This window comes from Oenococcus alcoholitolerans (assembly GCF_051852995.1).
Lineage (GTDB): Bacteria > Bacillota > Bacilli > Lactobacillales > Lactobacillaceae > Oenococcus > Oenococcus alcoholitolerans.
The window spans coordinates 770,982-789,030 of record NZ_CP176042.1 but is presented as its reverse complement, the minus strand read 5'-3'; the positions used below and the strand labels follow the sequence as shown (position 1 = coordinate 789,030).

Below are 18,049 nucleotides of genomic sequence, written 5' to 3'. Positions count from 1 at the left end.
ATAATGGCATAATAATATAGTCTTACATTTTGTGTATAAACTTGACCCGGAAGGAGGGGTGTTAAAAATGGCAAGTATCACAGTTCGCCATAACGAATCATTTGATGATGCGCTTCGTCGCTTTAAGCGAGGGGTTGCTAAAGATGGTACCCTCCAAGAAGTACGCAAACGTGAATTCTATGTTAAACCTTCGGTTGCACGTAAACTAAAGAGTGAAGCAGCACAGAAGCGTGCTCGCAAGCGTGCTCGTAATGATCGTTAATTTTGAGAGCCGTATGGCTCTTTTTTAATATATAACAAAAGGAAATAATATGTCTCTCGTTAAAGATATTGATAAAGCTGTGATTGCAGCTATGAAAGAAAAAGATAAAGAAAGTTTAAAGGTATTGAGGATGGTAAAGTCCGCTTTGGCAAATAAGCGGATCGCCCTAGGACATGATCTCAGCGATACAGATGCTCTTGGTATTTTGTCCAGCGAGATAAAGTCTCGACAAGAGGCCATTGAAGATTTTAAAAAAGGTAATAGACAGGATCTAGTCGACCAAAATAACTCTGAAATAAAAATTATTCAAAAATTCATGCCGGAACCTTTAGCTCAAGAAGAGGTCGTTAAAATGGTCAATGATTTTATAGTAAAATCAGGAGCAAAGGGTCTATCAGATATGGGAAAAGTTATGGGAAAACTTTCTGTAGAGACTAAAGGCCGCTTTGATGGCGGAAAGTTGGCTAAGATAGTTAAAGATAAATTAGGAGCTTAATGGAAAATAAAATTGACTTTGAATTGCCTTTTAGCAATCCTGAACTTTTACAGACTATAACCGGCAGCCGCGATAAATTTATTTTGATCTTAGAGGAAGGCTTTGATGTTGAAATATCACAAAAAAGCAACTCCTTGTTGGTTCACGGCCAAAAGCAGAATGTAGATTCTGCTGTATCGGTAATTAAATCACTTGTCGGCTTGGTAAATAAAAATATTTTTATTGGTCCCTCAGATGTTGCCAGCGCGATATCAATGCAAAAAAAGGGCACTTTAGAATATTTTTCTGACTTCTATTCCGAGATCATTATTAATGATGTTAGAAATCGCCCAATAAGGGTCAAAAATTTAGGTCAAAGAAATTATATCCAATCGATAAAACAAAATGAAATCACGATCGGTATTGGTCCGGCTGGTACAGGAAAAACTTTTTTGGCTGTCGCTATGGCGGTTTCAGCTTTTAAAAAGGGCGAGGTCGATAAAATAATCATTACCAGACCGGCAGTCGAAGCTGGAGAATCTCTTGGTTTTTTGCCTGGCGATCTAAAGGAAAAGGTCGATCCGTACTTACGGCCGATCTACGACGCCATGGGGGCCATACTTGGTTCAGAACAAAGCGGTCGTTTGATCGAGCGCGGGACTGTTGAGGTTGCACCTTTGGCTTACATGCGCGGACGTACTTTGGATAATGCTTTTATAATTCTTGATGAAGCGCAAAATACAACTCCTTCACAAATGAAAATGTTTTTGACCAGGCTTGGATTCAATTCCAAAATGGTCGTTAACGGTGATGTTTCCCAAATAGATCTTCCCAGGGGAAATAGACAATCTGGTTTGATCCAGGCAAGAAGGATACTTGCTAATTTAAAATCGATCGGTATCGTGGAATTTTCACATAATGACGTTGTACGGCATCCGCTTGTCGGGTTGATCGTTCAAGCTTATGAAAAAGATGAAGAAAGGTCGTCGAAAAAATTTGATGCTTGATGTTATTGTTCTGGACGATAAACAAAACGAATTAGATAACGAAGATGCTCAACTCGTTAAAAAAGTTCTGGTTTTTGCTAATAAGTGGATGCAATTATCCAAAAATTACGAAATGTCTGTAAATTTTGTTAATGATAAAGAGATTCATGAAATAAATAAAAAATACAGGAATACGGATCGTGCGACTGACGTAATTTCTTTTGCACTAGAAGAGTCTGATAAAATTGAAATCGATGGTGTCCCCGAGGAACTAGGCGATCTTTTTATCAGTTTGGATCACGCTCATCAACAAGCAGAAGATTATGGGCATAGTTATCAAAGAGAATTAGCTTATTTAGCTGTACATGGTTTTTTACATCTTTTGGGCTACGATCATACTAAAAGCCTTCAGGCCGAGAAAGAAATGTTTGGATTACAAGATAATATTTTAAAAGATTATGGACTCACAAGATAATAAACCTAAATTACCAAAAAGAAGAAGTTTTGCAAGGAACAAAAATTTCCTGATAGCTTTGTTAAATGCTTTTAACGGTATTTGGATCATGGTGAGCCGTGAGAGAAATTTTAGGATTCACATCGTTATCGCTTTAGTCGCTTTATGGGTAGGAATCGAATTTCACTTAAGCCGATCAGATTGGTTGTGGGTAACGGTCGCTATCTCTTTTGCTATAATTGCAGAAATTTTGAATACTATTATCGAAGCAGTCGTCGATTTGACTGTTGGAAATAGATATGATGATCTGGCGAAATTAGCTAAAGATGTTGCAGCAGCAGGAGTTGTTTTTGCTGTTTTTATTGAATTCGTCATACTAGCAATAATTTTTCAGCCTTATATATGGCATTGGTTCGGGATTCATAATTTATTTGATTATTAGCTAAAGGAGAAAGAGAATGTCGGATGATTTTAAATCGGGTTTTGTGGCAATAATCGGCCGCCCAAATGTAGGAAAATCTACATTGCTTAATAAACTTATTGGTCAGAAAATAGCTATTATATCTGATAAGGCTCAAACTACCAGAAACAAAATAGCTGGAATATACACTACTGAAAAAGAGCAGATCGTTTTTTTAGATACACCTGGTATACATAAACCTAAAAACAGCCTTGATAGATATATGGAAAAAGCTAGTTTTGGCGCTCTAAATGAGGCAGACGCAATATGGTTCGTTGTAGATGCAACTGAAAAAAGAGGTCTGGGCGATGACTTTATTATCGACAAACTTAAAAACTTTACAAAAACACCAATATATTTGTTGATAAATAAAATAGATCTGCTGAATGACAAAAATAGTTTGTTAAAAAAGATCGCTGAATACGTTAACAATGGTTTAAACTGGTCGGAGGTTTTCCCAATTTCCGCTCTTAACGGCGATCAATTAGAAGAATTGATCAGCAATATTTCTAAAAAATTGAAACCAGGGCCGCGCTATTTTGCAAAAGATCAAATCAGCGATCATCCGGAAAGATTTTTTGTTGCTGAATTGATACGTGAAAAAATTTTAAATTTTACCCAGCAAGAAGTTCCTCACTCGATCGCAATAGTTATTGATTCTATGAAAAAAGACGGACCAGAAAGCAAATTACATATTCAGGCCTCTATCATAGTTGAAAGACCGACACAAAAAAATATCATTATTGGAAAAAAGGGCAGTATGATAAAAAGGATCGGGCAAAGTTCACGCCGCGATATAGAACGATTTCTTGGTGAAAAAGTTTATCTTGAAACTTGGGTCAAAGTGGAACAAAACTGGCGTGAACGACCACAAGCGGTCCAATCGTTAGGATATAATTCTAAACAGGATTTTTGATGGCTGCTGAAAAAATTGACGGAATCGTTATATCTTTTAAAAATTATGCTGAAAATGATTCTCTGATTAAAATAATAAGTCCGGGAATCGGCATAAATAGTTATATTGCTAGAAGGAGCAGGAATCCAAAAAATAAGCTGTCTGCAATCAGACAATTATTTACTTATGGTACTTTTTCTGGCAAAAAACCCAAAAAAATAGTTTGGGTTATATAAATTCGATTGAGGATTCTTCTATTTTTAAGAATATATCTTTAGATATCATCAAAAATGCCTATGCAAGCCATATTGCTGAATTATTAGATAAAGCTTTCGAGGATGGTCAACAGATCGATAATTGGTACCGGTCTTTTTTAATTGGATTAAAAAAGATAGATCAGGGAATAGATCCGCAAATTATCGCAAATATTTTTGAAATTCAATTATTGGGTGTCTTTGGAGTTCAACCTAATTTAAGTTATGATCCAATAGATCATACAGCTGGCGGCGAATTTGATTTTTCGGAAAAATTTAATGGTATTTTATCAAAAAAGCATTTTGGTCTTGATCCAAGGAGGCTGCACGCTGATCCAAGGGCAATTTACTATTTAATGATGCTTTCGCAAATAGATATCAGCAGGATCGGTTCGGTAAGAATATCAAGTAATATAAAAAGAAGTTTGCAGAGAGTCATAAATTTAATTTACGACAGGCAGATCGGTCTTAAAACTCATTCCCGCAGTTTTCTCGAAGAAATGGATTCGATTAAAATCGATATTCGTTTTAAAAAAAAGCAGCCATAGGATTACAATTGTAGAATGATAAATTTAAGTGAACAAGAAAAAGTAAAAATTTTGCAAAAATTTATTCAAATTCCGACTGAAAATGAAAATGAAGCAAAACTTTCTGATTATATCGCATCTTTATTTAAAGGATTCAATAACGTTAGAACAGACTTTATTGAAGCCGCTCCAAATAGGAAATCTGTGGTCATTACGATCAAGGGAACTCGTTCCAATGAGAAAGCAGGCAAAGAAAAAGTCCTTGTTTTAAGCGGGCATGAGGATACGGTCGCAGCTGGCGACCATAAAAAATGGGATCATCAGCCTTTTTCCGGAGATATCGAAAACGGCTTTTTATATGGACGCGGAGCAACTGATATGAAAAGTGGTTTGGCCGCGATGACTTGTGCGGTGCTGTCTCTTGCTAAAGATAATTTTGATTTTTGCGGTTCGATAAAATTAATAGGTACCGTTGGCGAAGAAAGCAGCGAAATCGGTGCGAAACAAGTAACTGAGAATGGTTATATAGATGACGCTGCTGCACTTATTATCGGCGAACCAAGAAAAGACTTTAAAATCGGTTACACAAATAAAGGAGTCATAGATTACCAAGTTTCAGCTGTCGGCAAATCTTCTCACTCTTCGCGTCCAGAACTGGGTGTCAATGCAATTGATGCGATCAGGAAGGCCATGGATAATTTTGAAAAGTATTTTTCGGAGTTGAGGAAAAAAAGGAACGAGGTTCTCGGTTCTTTTACCAATGCCTTTACAATGATTTCCGGTGGAGACCAGGTCAATCAGATTCCTGCTGCTGCATCTTTTTCTGGAAATATGCGTACCATCCCGGAAACGCCTAATGATCTGGTAATTGCACACTTATCATCGATAATTGAAGAGATGAATAAAGACTATCCTTTTGATTTGGAATTAAAAATTCTTTTTCCAGAACTGCCGTTACCAGTTCAGCCGGTTAGTTCTTTTACGGAATTAGCCCAGGCAGCGATTAAAAAGGTAACTGGTAAAAATGGTGATTTAGTTGCCGGGACTGGTGCTAACGAGGCCTCTGAATATATAAAAAGTGGCAAAAAATTCCCAATTTTGATATTAGGACCCGAATATGAGGAAAATGCTCATCAAGTTAACGAGAGAATCCCAGTTGATATTTATTTGCAAGCGGAAAAAATTTACGAGGAGATCATACAACGATTTTTCTTGATCGAAAAATAAAAATGCTATCTATCATTGTCAAAAATAAAATAAAATAGTAAGATTTTGTTGTATTGGATTTGTTATGAAGCTCTGTGGCGATTGCTGAGCAAATCGGTCGATTCAAAGTGTCGTTGTTTGATTGCAACGGAAGTCAGGTGGAACCGCGCGAAAGCGTCCTGATGGCATTGTGCTGTCAGGATTTTTTTGTGTTTAAAAATTATATTTGTTTTTTGGAGGTAAAATGACAAAAAAATTATCTATGCAGGATATTATTTTGACTTTGCAAAAATATTGGGCATCATGTGGAGCCAATTTGATGCAAGCCTATGATAATGAGGTCGGCGCCGGTACGCAAAGTCCTTACACTTTTTTACGGGCTAATGGACCTGAGCCATGGACTGCTGCCTACGTACAACCGTCGCGTCGTCCGGCCGACGGCAGGTACGGGGACAATCCCAATCGACTATTTCAACATCACCAATTTCAAGTAGTCATGAAGCCGTCACCGGAAAATATTCAAGAATTATATTTAAAAAGTCTTGAGGAACTTTCTATCGATCCGCTTGAACATGATATTCGGTTCGTTGAAGATAACTGGGAAAATCCTTCTATGGGCGCAGCCGGTATTGGTTGGGAAGTATGGCTCGATGGCATGGAAGTAACCCAATTTACATATTTTCAACAAGTAGGTTCTATTCCTGTTGATTCGGTTACTGCTGAAATAACCTACGGATTGGAAAGGCTGGCTTCTTATATCCAAAATGTCGATTCTGTCTACGATTTAGAATGGGGCAACGATGTTAAATACGGTGATATTTTTAAGGAACCTGAATTTGAACATTCAACTTATTCTTTTGATCAGTCGGATGAAAAAATGTTGTTAGAGAATTTTGATCAATACGAGCAAGAAGCCAAAAGGCTGCTTCAATTAAACTTAATACATCCGGCTTATGATTATATTTTGAAATCAAGCCACACCTTTAATTTGCTCGATGCTCGCGGAGCTGTGTCGGTAACTGAAAGAGCGGACTATATGCATCGCATACGCAGTTTAGCTAGGACCGTTGCAAAAGAATTTATCCTAGTGCGTGCAAAATCAGGTTTTCCGCTATTAAAAGACCCTTCTCTTCGCCAAAAATATCTTGGAAAAGATGGTATTTATACAAAGAAACTTGAAAAAGCATCAAAAAAGGATAGTTAAAAATGGCTGATGCTGGTGAAAATAAAATCTATTCTAGCGAAAAAATAGGCAGTTTGATTTCTCTATTTAAAAAAGCAGATAAAAAAACCGACTGGTTTGCCTACCAATATCTAGCTGAATTACAGCTTCATGGCAGATTTTTTTATGAAAATAATTTTCGTTATAAAACAGTCGATGGTCGTTCTTACATTCTTATTTATTCAGATTTGAAATATGCTCAGCACGCTTTTGCAGATGATTTTGGAATAAGACTTCCCGAAATAAAGGAAATTGGTTTTGCGCTTGCGATGTCGATGGTCAAATCAGAAGGACTTTCAGGTTTGATAGTCGATAGGGGCAAATATGACTTGGACCTTTCTTTTTCAAATTATCAAAACCAAATTTTGCCTAGACTTGAATTTATAAATCAAGATCGAATAAATCGCGCGCTGAAAGAAAATAGAAATATTTTAAATGACACAGAAGATAAATTCACATATTTTGTTCCGGGGATGATCGATTATGACGATCAAGGCCGGATGCAACAGTCATTTGCGACTATAAGGAGAAGCAGCGACCAAAGTGATTGGATCCCGATTTTTACTGAATTGAAAGTAATGGAAAATTGGGCAAAATCATCAATAGGAAAGAATTTCCACCGGGAGAATGTAAAAGTTTTTTTGATGAAAGTCAAAGAAATAGATTACGATTTCAAACATCACCCGCTCAAATTAAAAAGTGGTTCAGTTATAGCTGGACTGGTTGTTGATCCATCGATCGACGAAAAAGGAAAAGGAAAATTTATAGTTTTAAAAGGAGACGGCAATGTCTGATTACTTGTTAGAAGTTGGTTTAGAAGAGATGCCTGCACATTTGGTAACATCTTCTGAACGGCAATTAGTTGATCTACTAGAAAAATTTCTTAAAAAGAATCGCGTATCTTTTAATAAAATAGTGCCTTATTCTACCCCGCGCAGATTAGCACTTTTAGTAAAAAACATTGCGCTATCGACACAGGCTGTTGACGAAGAAAATAGAGGGCCATCTTTGAAGATCGCTAAAAATCAAAGCGGAGAATGGACTAAGGCTGCTATTGGTTTTGCACATGGTCAGAAAATCGATACAGATGATTTAATTGAAAAAGATGGTTATGTCTATGCTCAAAAACATATTGACGGTATTGATTCAAAATTAATTTTAAAAAATATCGGCAGTCAGGTTATTGAAAAAATGCGTTTTTCAACATACATGCGCTGGGCGAATTTTGATTTGGAATACATACGTCCGATCAGATGGCTAGTTTCTCTCTTTGATGAAGAGGTAGTTCCCTTTAAAATTTTGAATGTCGTATCCGACCGCTATTCTCGAGGCCACCGCTTTTTAGGACACCAAAAACTGGAGATAAAAAAGGCTGATCAATATGAAACTTCTCTGAAAAAAGAATTTGTGATCGTCGATTCAGATAAGAGAAAACAAATTATCGTCGACCAATTAAAAGATTTGGCTAAAAAAAATAATTGGGTCTTAAAGATCGATCAAAATCTTTTAGAGGAAGTTAACAATATCGTTGAATACCCGACTGCTTTTGCTGGATCTTTTGATAAAAAATACTTACAGCTGCCAGACATTGTTTTGATCACGAGCATGCGGGATAATCAACGCTTCTTCTATGTTACTGATCAGCAAGGGGCTTTGCTTCCATATTTTGTTTCGGTTAGAAATGGTGATTCAAATTACTTGCAGAATGTTGTTTCAGGAAATGAGAAAGTTCTTGTTGCGAGATTAGAAGATGCCGAATTTTTCTATAATGAAGACTTAAAAAGAAGCATAGACTATTTCGTTAAGAAGACTGATCATCTCGTTTTCCACGAAAAAATCGGTTCCATGACACAGCACATGCAAAGAGTCGAGGAAATAGCTTTAAGTCTTTCTTCTCAATTGAAACTTGATAAAAACGAAACTGAAGATCTTGTTCGTGCAAGTGAGATTTATAAATTTGATCTAAATACGGCGATGGTTGGTGAATTTTCAGAACTACAAGGGAAAATGGCTGGAATATACGCTGAAAAATTTGGCGAAAACAAGCAAGTCAGTGCGGCTTTGGGAGAACAATATCTGCCTGATTCTTCAGAAGGGGATCTACCAAAGAGTAAATTAGGTGCATTGCTTTCTTTATCAGACAAATTAGATCAGATCTTTGCTTTCTTTTCTATAGGACAGGTGCCAAAAGGATCTAACGACCCCTATGGATTGCGAAGAGCGGCACTCGGCATCGTTCGGATCATCAAGGAATTTTCATTTGATTTCTCTTTGAATAAACTGGTATCGGATATTTCTAAGAATAGTCTTGATAAGGAATGTTTTTCCAAACTGAAAAAAACCTATACTTCTGAAAGCAATCTAAATTCGATCATTGATTTTATCGTTGATAGAATAAGACAAGTGGAAAATAATACACGATACGATATTCTTGATACTGTATTAACAAAAACTGAAACCGGCAATATTTTATCTTTGTTCAAAAGCATTGGTCTGTTGAAAAAGCATGCTGATGATTCAGATTTTCGCGATGTGATCGAATCACTAAGCAGAGTACAAAATCTATCTAAGAAAAATACAGAATATAAACCGATAGATGAGACTTTGTTCGTTAATGACAGCGAAAAAAATCTTTATGCTGCCTCGCTGAAATTAGCTCAGCAAAAGGATATAGTGGATGATCCGGAAGATTTCTACCAAAAATTAGCTTCTTTGAAGAATGTTATTAATGACTATTTTCAAGAAAATATGATCATGGATAATGATGAAAAGATTAGAGTAAATAGACTTTCGCAACTATCTTTGCTAAATAGTTATATCAGCAAACTGGGGTCGCTGAATAAGCTGATCATAAAGTAATACTGTGTTTAAAATATTGACAATTATGTCTCTGTAATCTATAATTTATTAGATTAATAATCTGGTGGTAGTGTAGGTAAATTTGGTTGATTCCTAAAGAAATAATTGATAAAATCAGACAATCCGTCAATATTGTCGACGCTGTTTCCAAATATGCTGAATTAAAAAAAAGAGGAAAATACTATTGGTGCTTATGTCCGTTTGAGCCGGAGAATACGCCCAGTTTCACCGTTGATGAAGTAAATCAGCGATATCGGTGTTATTCATGCGGAAGAAATGGCAATGTATTTGATTTTATTGCAGAAAAAGAACATCTTAGTTTTCCTCAGTCGGTACTCAGAGTAGCAGACGATTTTGGAATAAAGGTTGACGAAAAATACAGAAGGGAGTCTTCTGGGCGTTATAACGAAAGCCAAAAACAAATTATTCAGCTCAATAAAATGGTCAGCGAGCTGCTTAATCATTTATTGCTGAATACCGATTTGTCTAAGGAGGCTTTGAGATATCTATTAGCTAAGCGGCATTTGGATAGAGATACCATTTCTGATTTTCAATTAGGCTTTTTGCCTAAAAATTGGTCTCTTCATGATTTTTTGAATTCAAAAAATATCGATAGCCAACTTCAGCTGGAATCTGGACTTGTTTCTCAATACGATGATGGAAGTATCCATGATGTTTTTTCAAACAGGATCATCTTTCCGATCAAAGATGAATACGGGAACGTTATGGGTTTTTCCGGTCGTACCTTAGACCCGAATAATTCGGCTAAGTATATAAATTCTAAGGAAAACGCGGTTTTTAAAAAATCTAAGATCCTTTATCATTTTGACCTTGCTAAACAGGCAGCTAAAGTGTCGGGCCGTTTTCTTCTTTTGGAGGGATATTTCGATGTGATCGCTGCGCATAAAGTTGGTGTAGATTACGGCATTGCCTCGATGGGGACTAGTTTGACCAAAGATCAGCTGTCTTTGATCACTAAAAATTCCAGTCAATTAACGATCGCTTATGATGGTGATTCAGCTGGGCAGCATGCCATTTGGAGAGCTATAAATGAAGGCTATGATATACCTGGTCTAAAAATAAATGTTTTGACTTTCCCCGGTGGTCAAGATCCAGATGAGTATTTGCAAGAAAATGGTAATGAATCTTTAGAAAGTTTTTTGAATAATAATAGTATTTCTATCAATGATTTTGCCTTCGAATATTTGAAGAAAGATCATAATCTTTCAAGCACGAGCGGAATAGCTGCTTATACGGAAGAACTGCTTGATTTTTTGAGGAAGATCAATGATCCGATAGAAAATGATTTAACGATCAAAAAACTTTCTGAACAGTTTGGCATAAACCGGCAGATCCTTGAAAGAAGTTTTGGCGTTAAAAAGCAGCAAAAGAAGGTCGTTTTTAACGGTCAGGATAACCATTTTGTTCCCAATAAAGATCTGATCGATCCTTTAGAAAAAAAGCAGCTTTTGATCGAAAGAAAGTTGATCGTCTCTTCGATCGTCTTCGAAAGTGTTTTTAATTTATTAAACAAAAAAACCGACTTTTCTTTTTTAAATAAAAATTTTCAATTATATTTCTTTTTTGTAAAAGGATATAGAAGCGAGCATCCCGGTGTAGACAATATTTTTAATGAGATAGTAAGTGAAATGTCAGCTTCTGAAAAGAAAGATTTTATTGAGCAAACCCAATACGGTAATAATTTTTACGCAACCAATAATTTACAGGCGATAAATGATTATATATGGCAATTACAAGTTCGTATACCTTTTGATAAAAAAATAAATGATATAAAAGCTGCGATTCAGCAGGCAATAAATCTGAACCAAAGCGACCAAATTCAGCGATTGAATGTCCAGCTGGCAAATTTAATGAAAGAGAAGGCAGAGAATACTTATGAGTGAAAAAATCCTTGTTTCTAATGAAAATACTGTTTCTGAGATTCAACACGCGCTTGAAAAAGCTGGTGTTAAATTTTTAAAAAAAGATCGAAAAGACAAATTATTGGATTTAGTCAAAGAATATAATTCTGGTAACTACAAACCGATTGAAAAGTCTTCGACGCATAGCAGAAAGCGGTCAGCTTCAAGCAATAAAAAAAATAAGAGCAGCAAAGATTATGACAAACTCTTAAAATCTTTTATTAAAGATAATAAAAAAGCTGGCCAGGTCGTTTATGATCAGCTAGAAGATTCTTTTGCTAAACCTTTTTCACTTAACAAAGAACAGATAGAACGTTTGATAGAAAAGATAGAAGATGCCGGTATTTCTGTTGTTGATGAGAAAGGAAATCCTGCTGAGCAGGCTTTAAAAAGTCATCAAAATAATTTGAGTCAAGAAGAATTATCGCAAGCCTCTTCCGCCCCAAAAGGACTAAAGATCAATGATCCTGTGAGAATGTATCTTAAAGAAATCGGCCGTGTTTCTTTGCTTAGTGCTGATCAAGAAGTTGAGATCGCTAAAAGGATCGAAAAAGGCGGCAGCGATGGCGAAGTTGCTCGTCAACAACTAGCTGAGGCCAATCTTCGACTCGTGGTTTCGATTGCTAAAAGGTATGTTGGCCGAGGAATGCATTTCTTGGATTTGATTCAGGAAGGCAATATGGGCTTGATGAAAGCTGTTGAAAAATTTGATTATACCAAGGGATTTAAGTTTTCGACTTATGCAACTTGGTGGATCCGTCAAGCTATCACAAGAGCGATCGCTGATCAGGCCAGGACTATAAGAATACCTGTTCATATGGTTGAAACTATCAACAAATTGATCCGTATCCAAAGAACTTTGATCCAAGATCTGGGGCGTGATCCAATGCCTGAAGAAATCGGTGCTGAAATGGAACTTACTGCCGATAAAGTTAGAGAGATTCAGAAGATCGCACAGGAACCGGTATCTCTAGAAACTCCGATCGGTGAAGAAGATGATTCTCATTTAGGTGATTTCATTGAAGATAACGAAGGCGAATCGCCAATTGAGTCAACGTCTGATCAAATGCTTAAAGACCAGCTAGAAGAGGTTTTAGGAACATTAACCGAGCGTGAAGAGAACGTTTTGCGCTTAAGATTCGGAATAGAGGATGGTAAAACCAGAACACTTGAAGAAGTGGGCCGCGTCTTTGGTGTCACGCGCGAAAGAATTCGTCAAATCGAGGCGAAAGCTTTGCGGAAACTGCGCCATCCAAGTCGTTCCAAGCAATTAAAAGACTTTATGGAAGAATGATCTATTTAAAAAGAATCCAGCTAAGGATCCTTTTTATTTTAATTTTTAAGAACATGTTATTTATTGAAAAGGAAGCAGGCAGTGGCTAAATTATCAGATAGATTACTAGAAATTTATCGTTTTATTCCAGAAAATACACGAGTTGCTGATATCGGAACAGATCATGCAGCTATTCCGATCGCTTTGGTCGAAACACAAAAAAGCGATTTTATTTTAGCTACTGATATTGGCAACGGTCCATTATCTCAAGCTAAAGAACAAATCGAACTGGCAGATTTAGAAGAGCAGCAGGACTATATTCATCTAAGATTAGGCGATGGTTTAAAAGCTATCAAAGAATCGGACAAAATCGAGACAATTGTTATTTCTGGAATCGGTGGAGAATTGATGAGCAATATATTATCTAATATGCCGGATTTTCTTCTGAATTGTGTTTTTATTTTGGAACCGAATAACGAGCAGTATTTAGTTCGCAAGTGTTTAGATAATTTGGGTTTTTCTATAGATAAAGAATCAATAATTTATGAAAAGGGCCATTTTTATGAAGTTATTGTTGGGTCGCATGATATGCTCAAAAAAAATTTGCTTAACGAAGAAGATTATTTTTTTGGTCCTATACTGAGAAAAAGAAAGAGCAAGGTTTTTTTAGAAAAATGGAATAAGGAACTTAACCGTCTTTTAAAACTTTCTGAAATTTTAAATAGTCGAGGGCAAAAAGAGACTTTACGTTATCATAAAATTATTAAAAAAATAAAGATGTTAAGAGGAATTCTAAGATGAAATATGCTGATTTGCTTGATAGATTCGTAGGATATGCAAAAATAAATACTCGTTCTGATCCCAAATCTAAAACTGTACCCAGTGACCCTAAGGAAATCTTCTTTTTAAGAAAATTGTCCCAGGAACTTAAAGAAATCGGGTTAACAGACGTTCGTTTTAAAAAGGACGGTTACCTTTTTGCCAGAATACCGGCAACTGCTGGTCAAGAACAGGTCAAAGCAATCGGCTTTATTTCTCATGTTGATACAGCTGATTTTAATTCTGAAAATATTGACCCTCAGGTCCATGAAAATTACGACGGAAAATCTATTCTAAAATTAAACGATGAATATTCGTTAGACCCAAAAACTTTTCCTAATCTTAAAAATTATGCCGGCCATACCTTGATAACCACAGATGGTACTACCTTGCTCGGTGCTGATGATAAAGCTGGTGTTGCTGAAATAATTACCGCAATGAAATATTTATTACAGCATCCTGAAATAGAACATGGAGAAGTAGATATAGCTTTTGGTCCAGATGAAGAAATCGGTACAGGAGCCGATAATTTTGATACGAAGGATTTTGGGGCAGCTTTTGCATATACGGTCGACGGAAGCTCGAAAGGCGAACTGCAGTGGGCGACTTTTTCAGCTTCAGCAGCCACTTTAAAAGCAAAAGGCACTCAAGTGCATCCTTCTGAAGGATACGGAAAACTGATCAATCCGATCGTTGCTTTGATAGATGTATTTAATTTATTACCTGATCAGCGTCCTGAAAATACTAAAGATGATCAAGGATATTATTATTTAACAGATATAACAGGCAATGGCGATACAGCTGCAGCCGAAATGATCATTAGAGATTTTTCGAGAAACGGTTTAAAAGAAAGAAAAAATATATTAAAGGAAGCCGTCGATAAAATAAACGCTCGTTATCCATACAAAGTAATAGAACTAACTCAGTATGATCAATATTATAATATGGCTGATGTTTTAAAAAATAATATGGCTCCTGTTCATTTAGCAGAAAAAGCATTTTCTTTGCTTGGCATAAAACCAAATGAAAAACCAGTCAGAGGAGGGACCGATGGATCTAAGATAACTTTCTTAGGTACACCAACTCCGAATATATTTACTGGTGCTGAAAATTTGCATGGTCGTTATGAATTTGCATCTTTGAATGACATGGAAAAAGCAGTTGACGTTATTTTAAAAATAATAGAACTTAATAGTTTAAGTAAATAAAAAATCAGGTATTTAATTACCTGATTTTTTTTGATCGCGTCTATTATCAGCTGATTTAGAAATTCCTGTGATACCAATGGCTGCGACCTCACCGATAATCAATGAAAAAATCGTGACCTGCGAAGGAATAAACTGCTGCTGGCTTAATTGTCCAACGATGAAGGCCGCAACATTACCTAATATGATCGACCATACTGCTACTACAAAATACTTCATGCACAAAGTTTAATTCTTTATTGAAAAAAATACAAATGCCGTCTAACTTTTTTCGCGATATGATTTAAGTATGAGTTATACACCAGTTCAACTTTTTAGCGAATATGATCTACTTAAAAATCCTAATAAAACCAATGATTTGGCAGAGGTTTTAAGAGAGAGACATTTTAAAGCTGCTGTTTTGGCCAATCATAATTATTTATATGGAACGGAAAAATTCAGACAGGCAGCTATCAAAAACGGTATCAAACCGATCATCGGTCTAACGGTTGCCAGCAAAAATGACAGGGAAATAATTTTGATAGCTAAAAAGTATTCGGGATATCAAAATCTGATAAAAATAAGCACTTGGTTAGCTTTTAATTCTAAAGAAGATTTTGAGATCATGGATCATCTTTCGCGTTTGAATGATATTTTGATCGTTTTAGATGATGATAAATATCGAAAGATCGACGATTTAGATATAGTCTCAAAGTCACAGATCGGTTACGTAAAAATAGATTGGTTGAAAAAAGGGGACGAAATTGCGGCCTCTGCTTTCGCTCATATCGAATCCAATCAGCAAAACTTTACCGGTCAAGCCGAAATAAAGGGAAATTATCTGGAAAATGAAGACTTTTATGAGAAAAAAATAAATCAAGAAGCTCTGAAAAAAAACGAGGAAGTCTTTGGTCGAATAAAAAATGATTGGCCTAAAAAAAGACGCTTATTGCCCAATTTTCCACTGCCGGTAAATTATAAAAATTCTGATGAATATATAAGCCATTTAATTGAGCTGGGTATAAAAAGCAGGTTTAAAGGAAAGGCGGTACCTAAAGAATATTTAGATAGGATCGAGTATGAAAAATCAATAATTTTTCAATTGCGGCTTTCTGATTATTTTCTAGTCGTTTGGGATATCGTTAATTTTGCCAGGCATCATAATATTCAATTAGGTGCTGGCAGAGGTTCCGCAGTTGGTTCGTTAGTTGTTTATTCACTTTATATAACAAGTATCGATCCAATTAAATATGATCTTTATTTTGAAAGATTTTTAAATCCCAAAAGAGCACAATTGCCGGATATAGATATTGACGTTCCCGGTAATCGTCGTCAGGAAATAATCGATTATTTGCAAAAAAAATATTCTCCCGAAAATTTTTCGCAAATCGGTACTTTTGACACTTTTAAAAACAGGCTGGCCGTCCGCGATACAGCGAGAATTTTCGGCAGCAGCGAGGCATCTTTAAAGTTATTTTCACGTTTTATCGCACAGAATTCATCTTCCTTAGAAAAAGCTGATCCAAATAATTTACCAGATCAAATAGCTAACCTGCCATATGCCAAGGAAATAATCACGATAGCTAAAAAAATATCCGGTTTGCCAAGACATGTCGGCATCCATGCTGCTGGAGTCGTTTTAAGTCCGCTGAAATTGGTCGATTTTATTCCGCTCAACAAAATTTCTGACATAGTCGTTACTCAGTTCGATAAGAACGACGTTGAGTCTTTAGGACTGGTAAAATTCGACTTGCTTAGATTGACAAATTTGGATATGCTGGCTGACATGAGATTGCTGATCGAAGAAAATTATGGTCAGTATCTTAATTTGGATCATGTTCCATTGAATGATCAAAAGACTTTGAGATTATTTGCAAATTTGCAAACAAACGGCATCTTTCAGTTCGAATCAGATTCTGCCCGTCGGGCAATGCGTCAAGTCATGGTTTCTGATTTTAATGATATAGTTGCTGTCAATGCTTTGAATCGTCCTGGTCCTTCCGAAAATATACCCGAATATGCCGAAGGAAAAAATAGCAATAAAAAGATAGACTACATCGACCCAAGCCTTAAAAAAATTTTAAAACCAACTTACGGTGTAATTATTTATCAAGAGCAGGTTATGCAAATAGCTCAAGTTTATGCGGGATTCACGATGGGAGAAGCTGACATTTTCCGTGCAGCGATCGGCCATAAAAATGAACAAGTATTAATGTCCCAACATGATTCTTTCATACAAGGCGCTATAAACAATCATCACAGCAAAGAACAAGCAGAAAAAATATTCGATTATATCGAACGGTTTGCTAACTATGGTTTTAACAAAAGCCATGCCGTTGCTTACAGTAAATTAGCCTTTGAATTAGCATATATTAAAAGCCATTACCAAGTTGAGTTTTTTGCGACTCTGCTTAATTACGATCGGAAAAACTCTTACATTCAGGAAATAAAAAACTCCGATATTAAATTAAAGGGTCCGGAAATAAATTATGCAAAGTCGGCTTTTACTGGTAAAGACGATACTATTTATGCAGGATTTTCAATTATTAAGGGTCTAAATAGAAAACTTATCGATGTTATTTTAAATGAAAGACAAAAAGGAGGCCCATTTTTAACTTTGGTCGATTTTCTTAAAAGGATGTCCGGAAGCGGTATTTCTGCAAATGATCTGATCGCTTTGGCCTATGCCGGTTCACTAGATAAATTCGGTTATACTCGTTCTGAGATCATCAAAAATGCGGCTTCGCTTGTTACGGCTATGCAATTTGGCGGGACCCTTTTAGAGGAAACTAAAATACAGCGCGAACCGGAAATGAATTTATTGGATCGCTTGAATCATGAAAAAGAAATTTTGGGATTTGCAATATCCGGTCATCCGATAGATTCTCTAAAAAAAGAGATTAAGGAGAAGGGATATGCTACGATTCCGGAACTAAAAGCAAACAAGGAAATAAAAATTGCCGTGATGATAGATTCTATCAGGATAACCAGAGACAAAAATGGTAACCAAATGGCTTTTTTGACAGTGTCTGACAGCGGTGGTGAGGTGTCGGTCGTTGTATTTGCAAGACAATATTCAAAAATTTCTAATTTATTAAAAAACGGCTCATTGATTGCTATCATGGGAAAAACTCAGCAAAGAAATGATGAGATAAACATCATTGCTAATAAAATTGCTGAAATCAGGCATTAAAATTTGTGAAATAAATGTTAATATAAAAGTGTTTTGTCAAAGGATTATAACAGGAGTT

General features: G+C 36.0%; 16 protein-coding genes and 1 pseudogene. 16 read left to right on the top strand and 1 reads right to left on the bottom strand.

The window, feature by feature from the left end:
- Positions 1–67 precede the first annotated feature (67 nt).
- The 15 genes and pseudogenes from rpsU (at position 68) to pepT (ending at position 14,822) form a co-directional block, all read left to right on the top strand.
- Complete coding sequence (rpsU, locus tag ACKP2L_RS04490) at positions 68–262, top strand: 30S ribosomal protein S21 (RefSeq protein WP_439426162.1); 195 nt, start codon at positions 68–70, stop codon at positions 260–262.
- Between the two features lie 49 nt (positions 263–311).
- Complete coding sequence (locus ACKP2L_RS04485; protein WP_439426161.1) at positions 312–758, top strand: GatB/YqeY domain-containing protein; 447 nt, start codon at positions 312–314, stop codon at positions 756–758.
- The gene (locus ACKP2L_RS04480; RefSeq protein ID WP_439426160.1) at positions 758–1,744 is read left to right on the top strand and encodes a PhoH family protein; all 987 of its coding nucleotides are present in this window, start codon (positions 758–760) and stop codon (positions 1,742–1,744) included. Before ACKP2L_RS04485 ends, ACKP2L_RS04480 begins: the two co-directional genes overlap by 1 nt.
- On the top strand, positions 1,737–2,198 hold the full coding sequence (ybeY, locus tag ACKP2L_RS04475; protein ID WP_439426159.1) for an rRNA maturation RNase YbeY: 462 nt from the start codon (positions 1,737–1,739) through the stop codon (positions 2,196–2,198). The genes ACKP2L_RS04480 and ybeY overlap by 8 nt, the downstream gene beginning before the upstream one ends.
- Complete coding sequence (locus ACKP2L_RS04470; protein ID WP_439426158.1) at positions 2,182–2,619, top strand: diacylglycerol kinase family protein; 438 nt, start codon at positions 2,182–2,184, stop codon at positions 2,617–2,619. The genes ybeY and ACKP2L_RS04470 overlap by 17 nt, the downstream gene beginning before the upstream one ends.
- Before the next feature lie 16 nt (positions 2,620–2,635).
- Positions 2,636–3,553 (top strand): GTPase Era, encoded by a 918-nt coding sequence (gene era / locus ACKP2L_RS04465; protein WP_439426157.1) that lies wholly within the window; start codon positions 2,636–2,638, stop codon positions 3,551–3,553.
- Positions 3,553–4,334, top strand: a pseudogene (gene recO, locus ACKP2L_RS04460) (DNA repair protein RecO). The gene era and the pseudogene recO overlap by 1 nt, the downstream one beginning before the upstream one ends.
- 15 nt (positions 4,335–4,349) lie before the next feature.
- Positions 4,350–5,540, top strand: a complete 1,191-nt coding sequence (locus ACKP2L_RS04455; RefSeq protein ID WP_439426156.1) for an ArgE/DapE family deacylase — start codon at positions 4,350–4,352, stop codon at positions 5,538–5,540.
- A gap of 223 nt (positions 5,541–5,763) precedes the next feature.
- Positions 5,764–6,723, top strand: a complete 960-nt coding sequence (locus ACKP2L_RS04450; RefSeq protein WP_439426155.1) for a glycine--tRNA ligase subunit alpha — start codon at positions 5,764–5,766, stop codon at positions 6,721–6,723.
- A gap of 2 nt (positions 6,724–6,725) precedes the next feature.
- The gene (locus ACKP2L_RS04445) at positions 6,726–7,535 is read left to right on the top strand and encodes a hypothetical protein (protein ID WP_439426154.1); all 810 of its coding nucleotides are present in this window, start codon (positions 6,726–6,728) and stop codon (positions 7,533–7,535) included.
- Complete coding sequence (glyS, locus tag ACKP2L_RS04440; RefSeq protein WP_439426153.1) at positions 7,528–9,600, top strand: glycine--tRNA ligase subunit beta; 2,073 nt, start codon at positions 7,528–7,530, stop codon at positions 9,598–9,600. Before ACKP2L_RS04445 ends, glyS begins: the two co-directional genes overlap by 8 nt.
- An 86-nt stretch (positions 9,601–9,686) precedes the next feature.
- A complete protein-coding gene (gene dnaG, locus ACKP2L_RS04435; RefSeq protein ID WP_439426152.1) occupies positions 9,687–11,504 on the top strand; it encodes a DNA primase in 1,818 nt (605 codons plus the stop codon).
- Positions 11,497–12,816 carry an RNA polymerase sigma factor RpoD gene (gene rpoD, locus ACKP2L_RS04430; RefSeq protein WP_439426151.1) on the top strand — a complete coding sequence of 440 codons (1,320 nt, stop codon included), beginning with the start codon at positions 11,497–11,499 and terminating at the stop codon, positions 12,814–12,816. The genes dnaG and rpoD overlap by 8 nt, the downstream gene beginning before the upstream one ends.
- An 81-nt stretch (positions 12,817–12,897) precedes the next feature.
- Entirely contained in the window at positions 12,898–13,596 is a 699-nt protein-coding gene (locus ACKP2L_RS04425) for a tRNA (adenine(22)-N(1))-methyltransferase (protein ID WP_439426150.1), read from the top strand.
- Positions 13,593–14,822 (top strand): peptidase T, encoded by a 1,230-nt coding sequence (gene pepT / locus ACKP2L_RS04420; RefSeq protein WP_439426149.1) that lies wholly within the window; start codon positions 13,593–13,595, stop codon positions 14,820–14,822. Before ACKP2L_RS04425 ends, pepT begins: the two co-directional genes overlap by 4 nt.
- 12 nt (positions 14,823–14,834) lie before the next feature.
- Here the strand turns inward: pepT and ACKP2L_RS04415 are convergent, their stop codons facing one another.
- Positions 14,835–15,038 (bottom strand): YjzD family protein, encoded by a 204-nt coding sequence (locus ACKP2L_RS04415; RefSeq protein ID WP_439426148.1) that lies wholly within the window; start codon positions 15,036–15,038, stop codon positions 14,835–14,837.
- Positions 15,039–15,108: 70 nt separating this feature from the next.
- On the opposite strand from ACKP2L_RS04415, the gene dnaE reads away from it, so the two are divergent.
- Positions 15,109–17,991: a DNA polymerase III subunit alpha gene (dnaE, locus tag ACKP2L_RS04410; RefSeq protein ID WP_439426147.1), complete on the top strand. Its 2,883-nt coding sequence runs from the start codon at positions 15,109–15,111 to the stop codon at positions 17,989–17,991.
- The last annotated feature ends 58 nt before the right edge of the window (positions 17,992–18,049 follow it).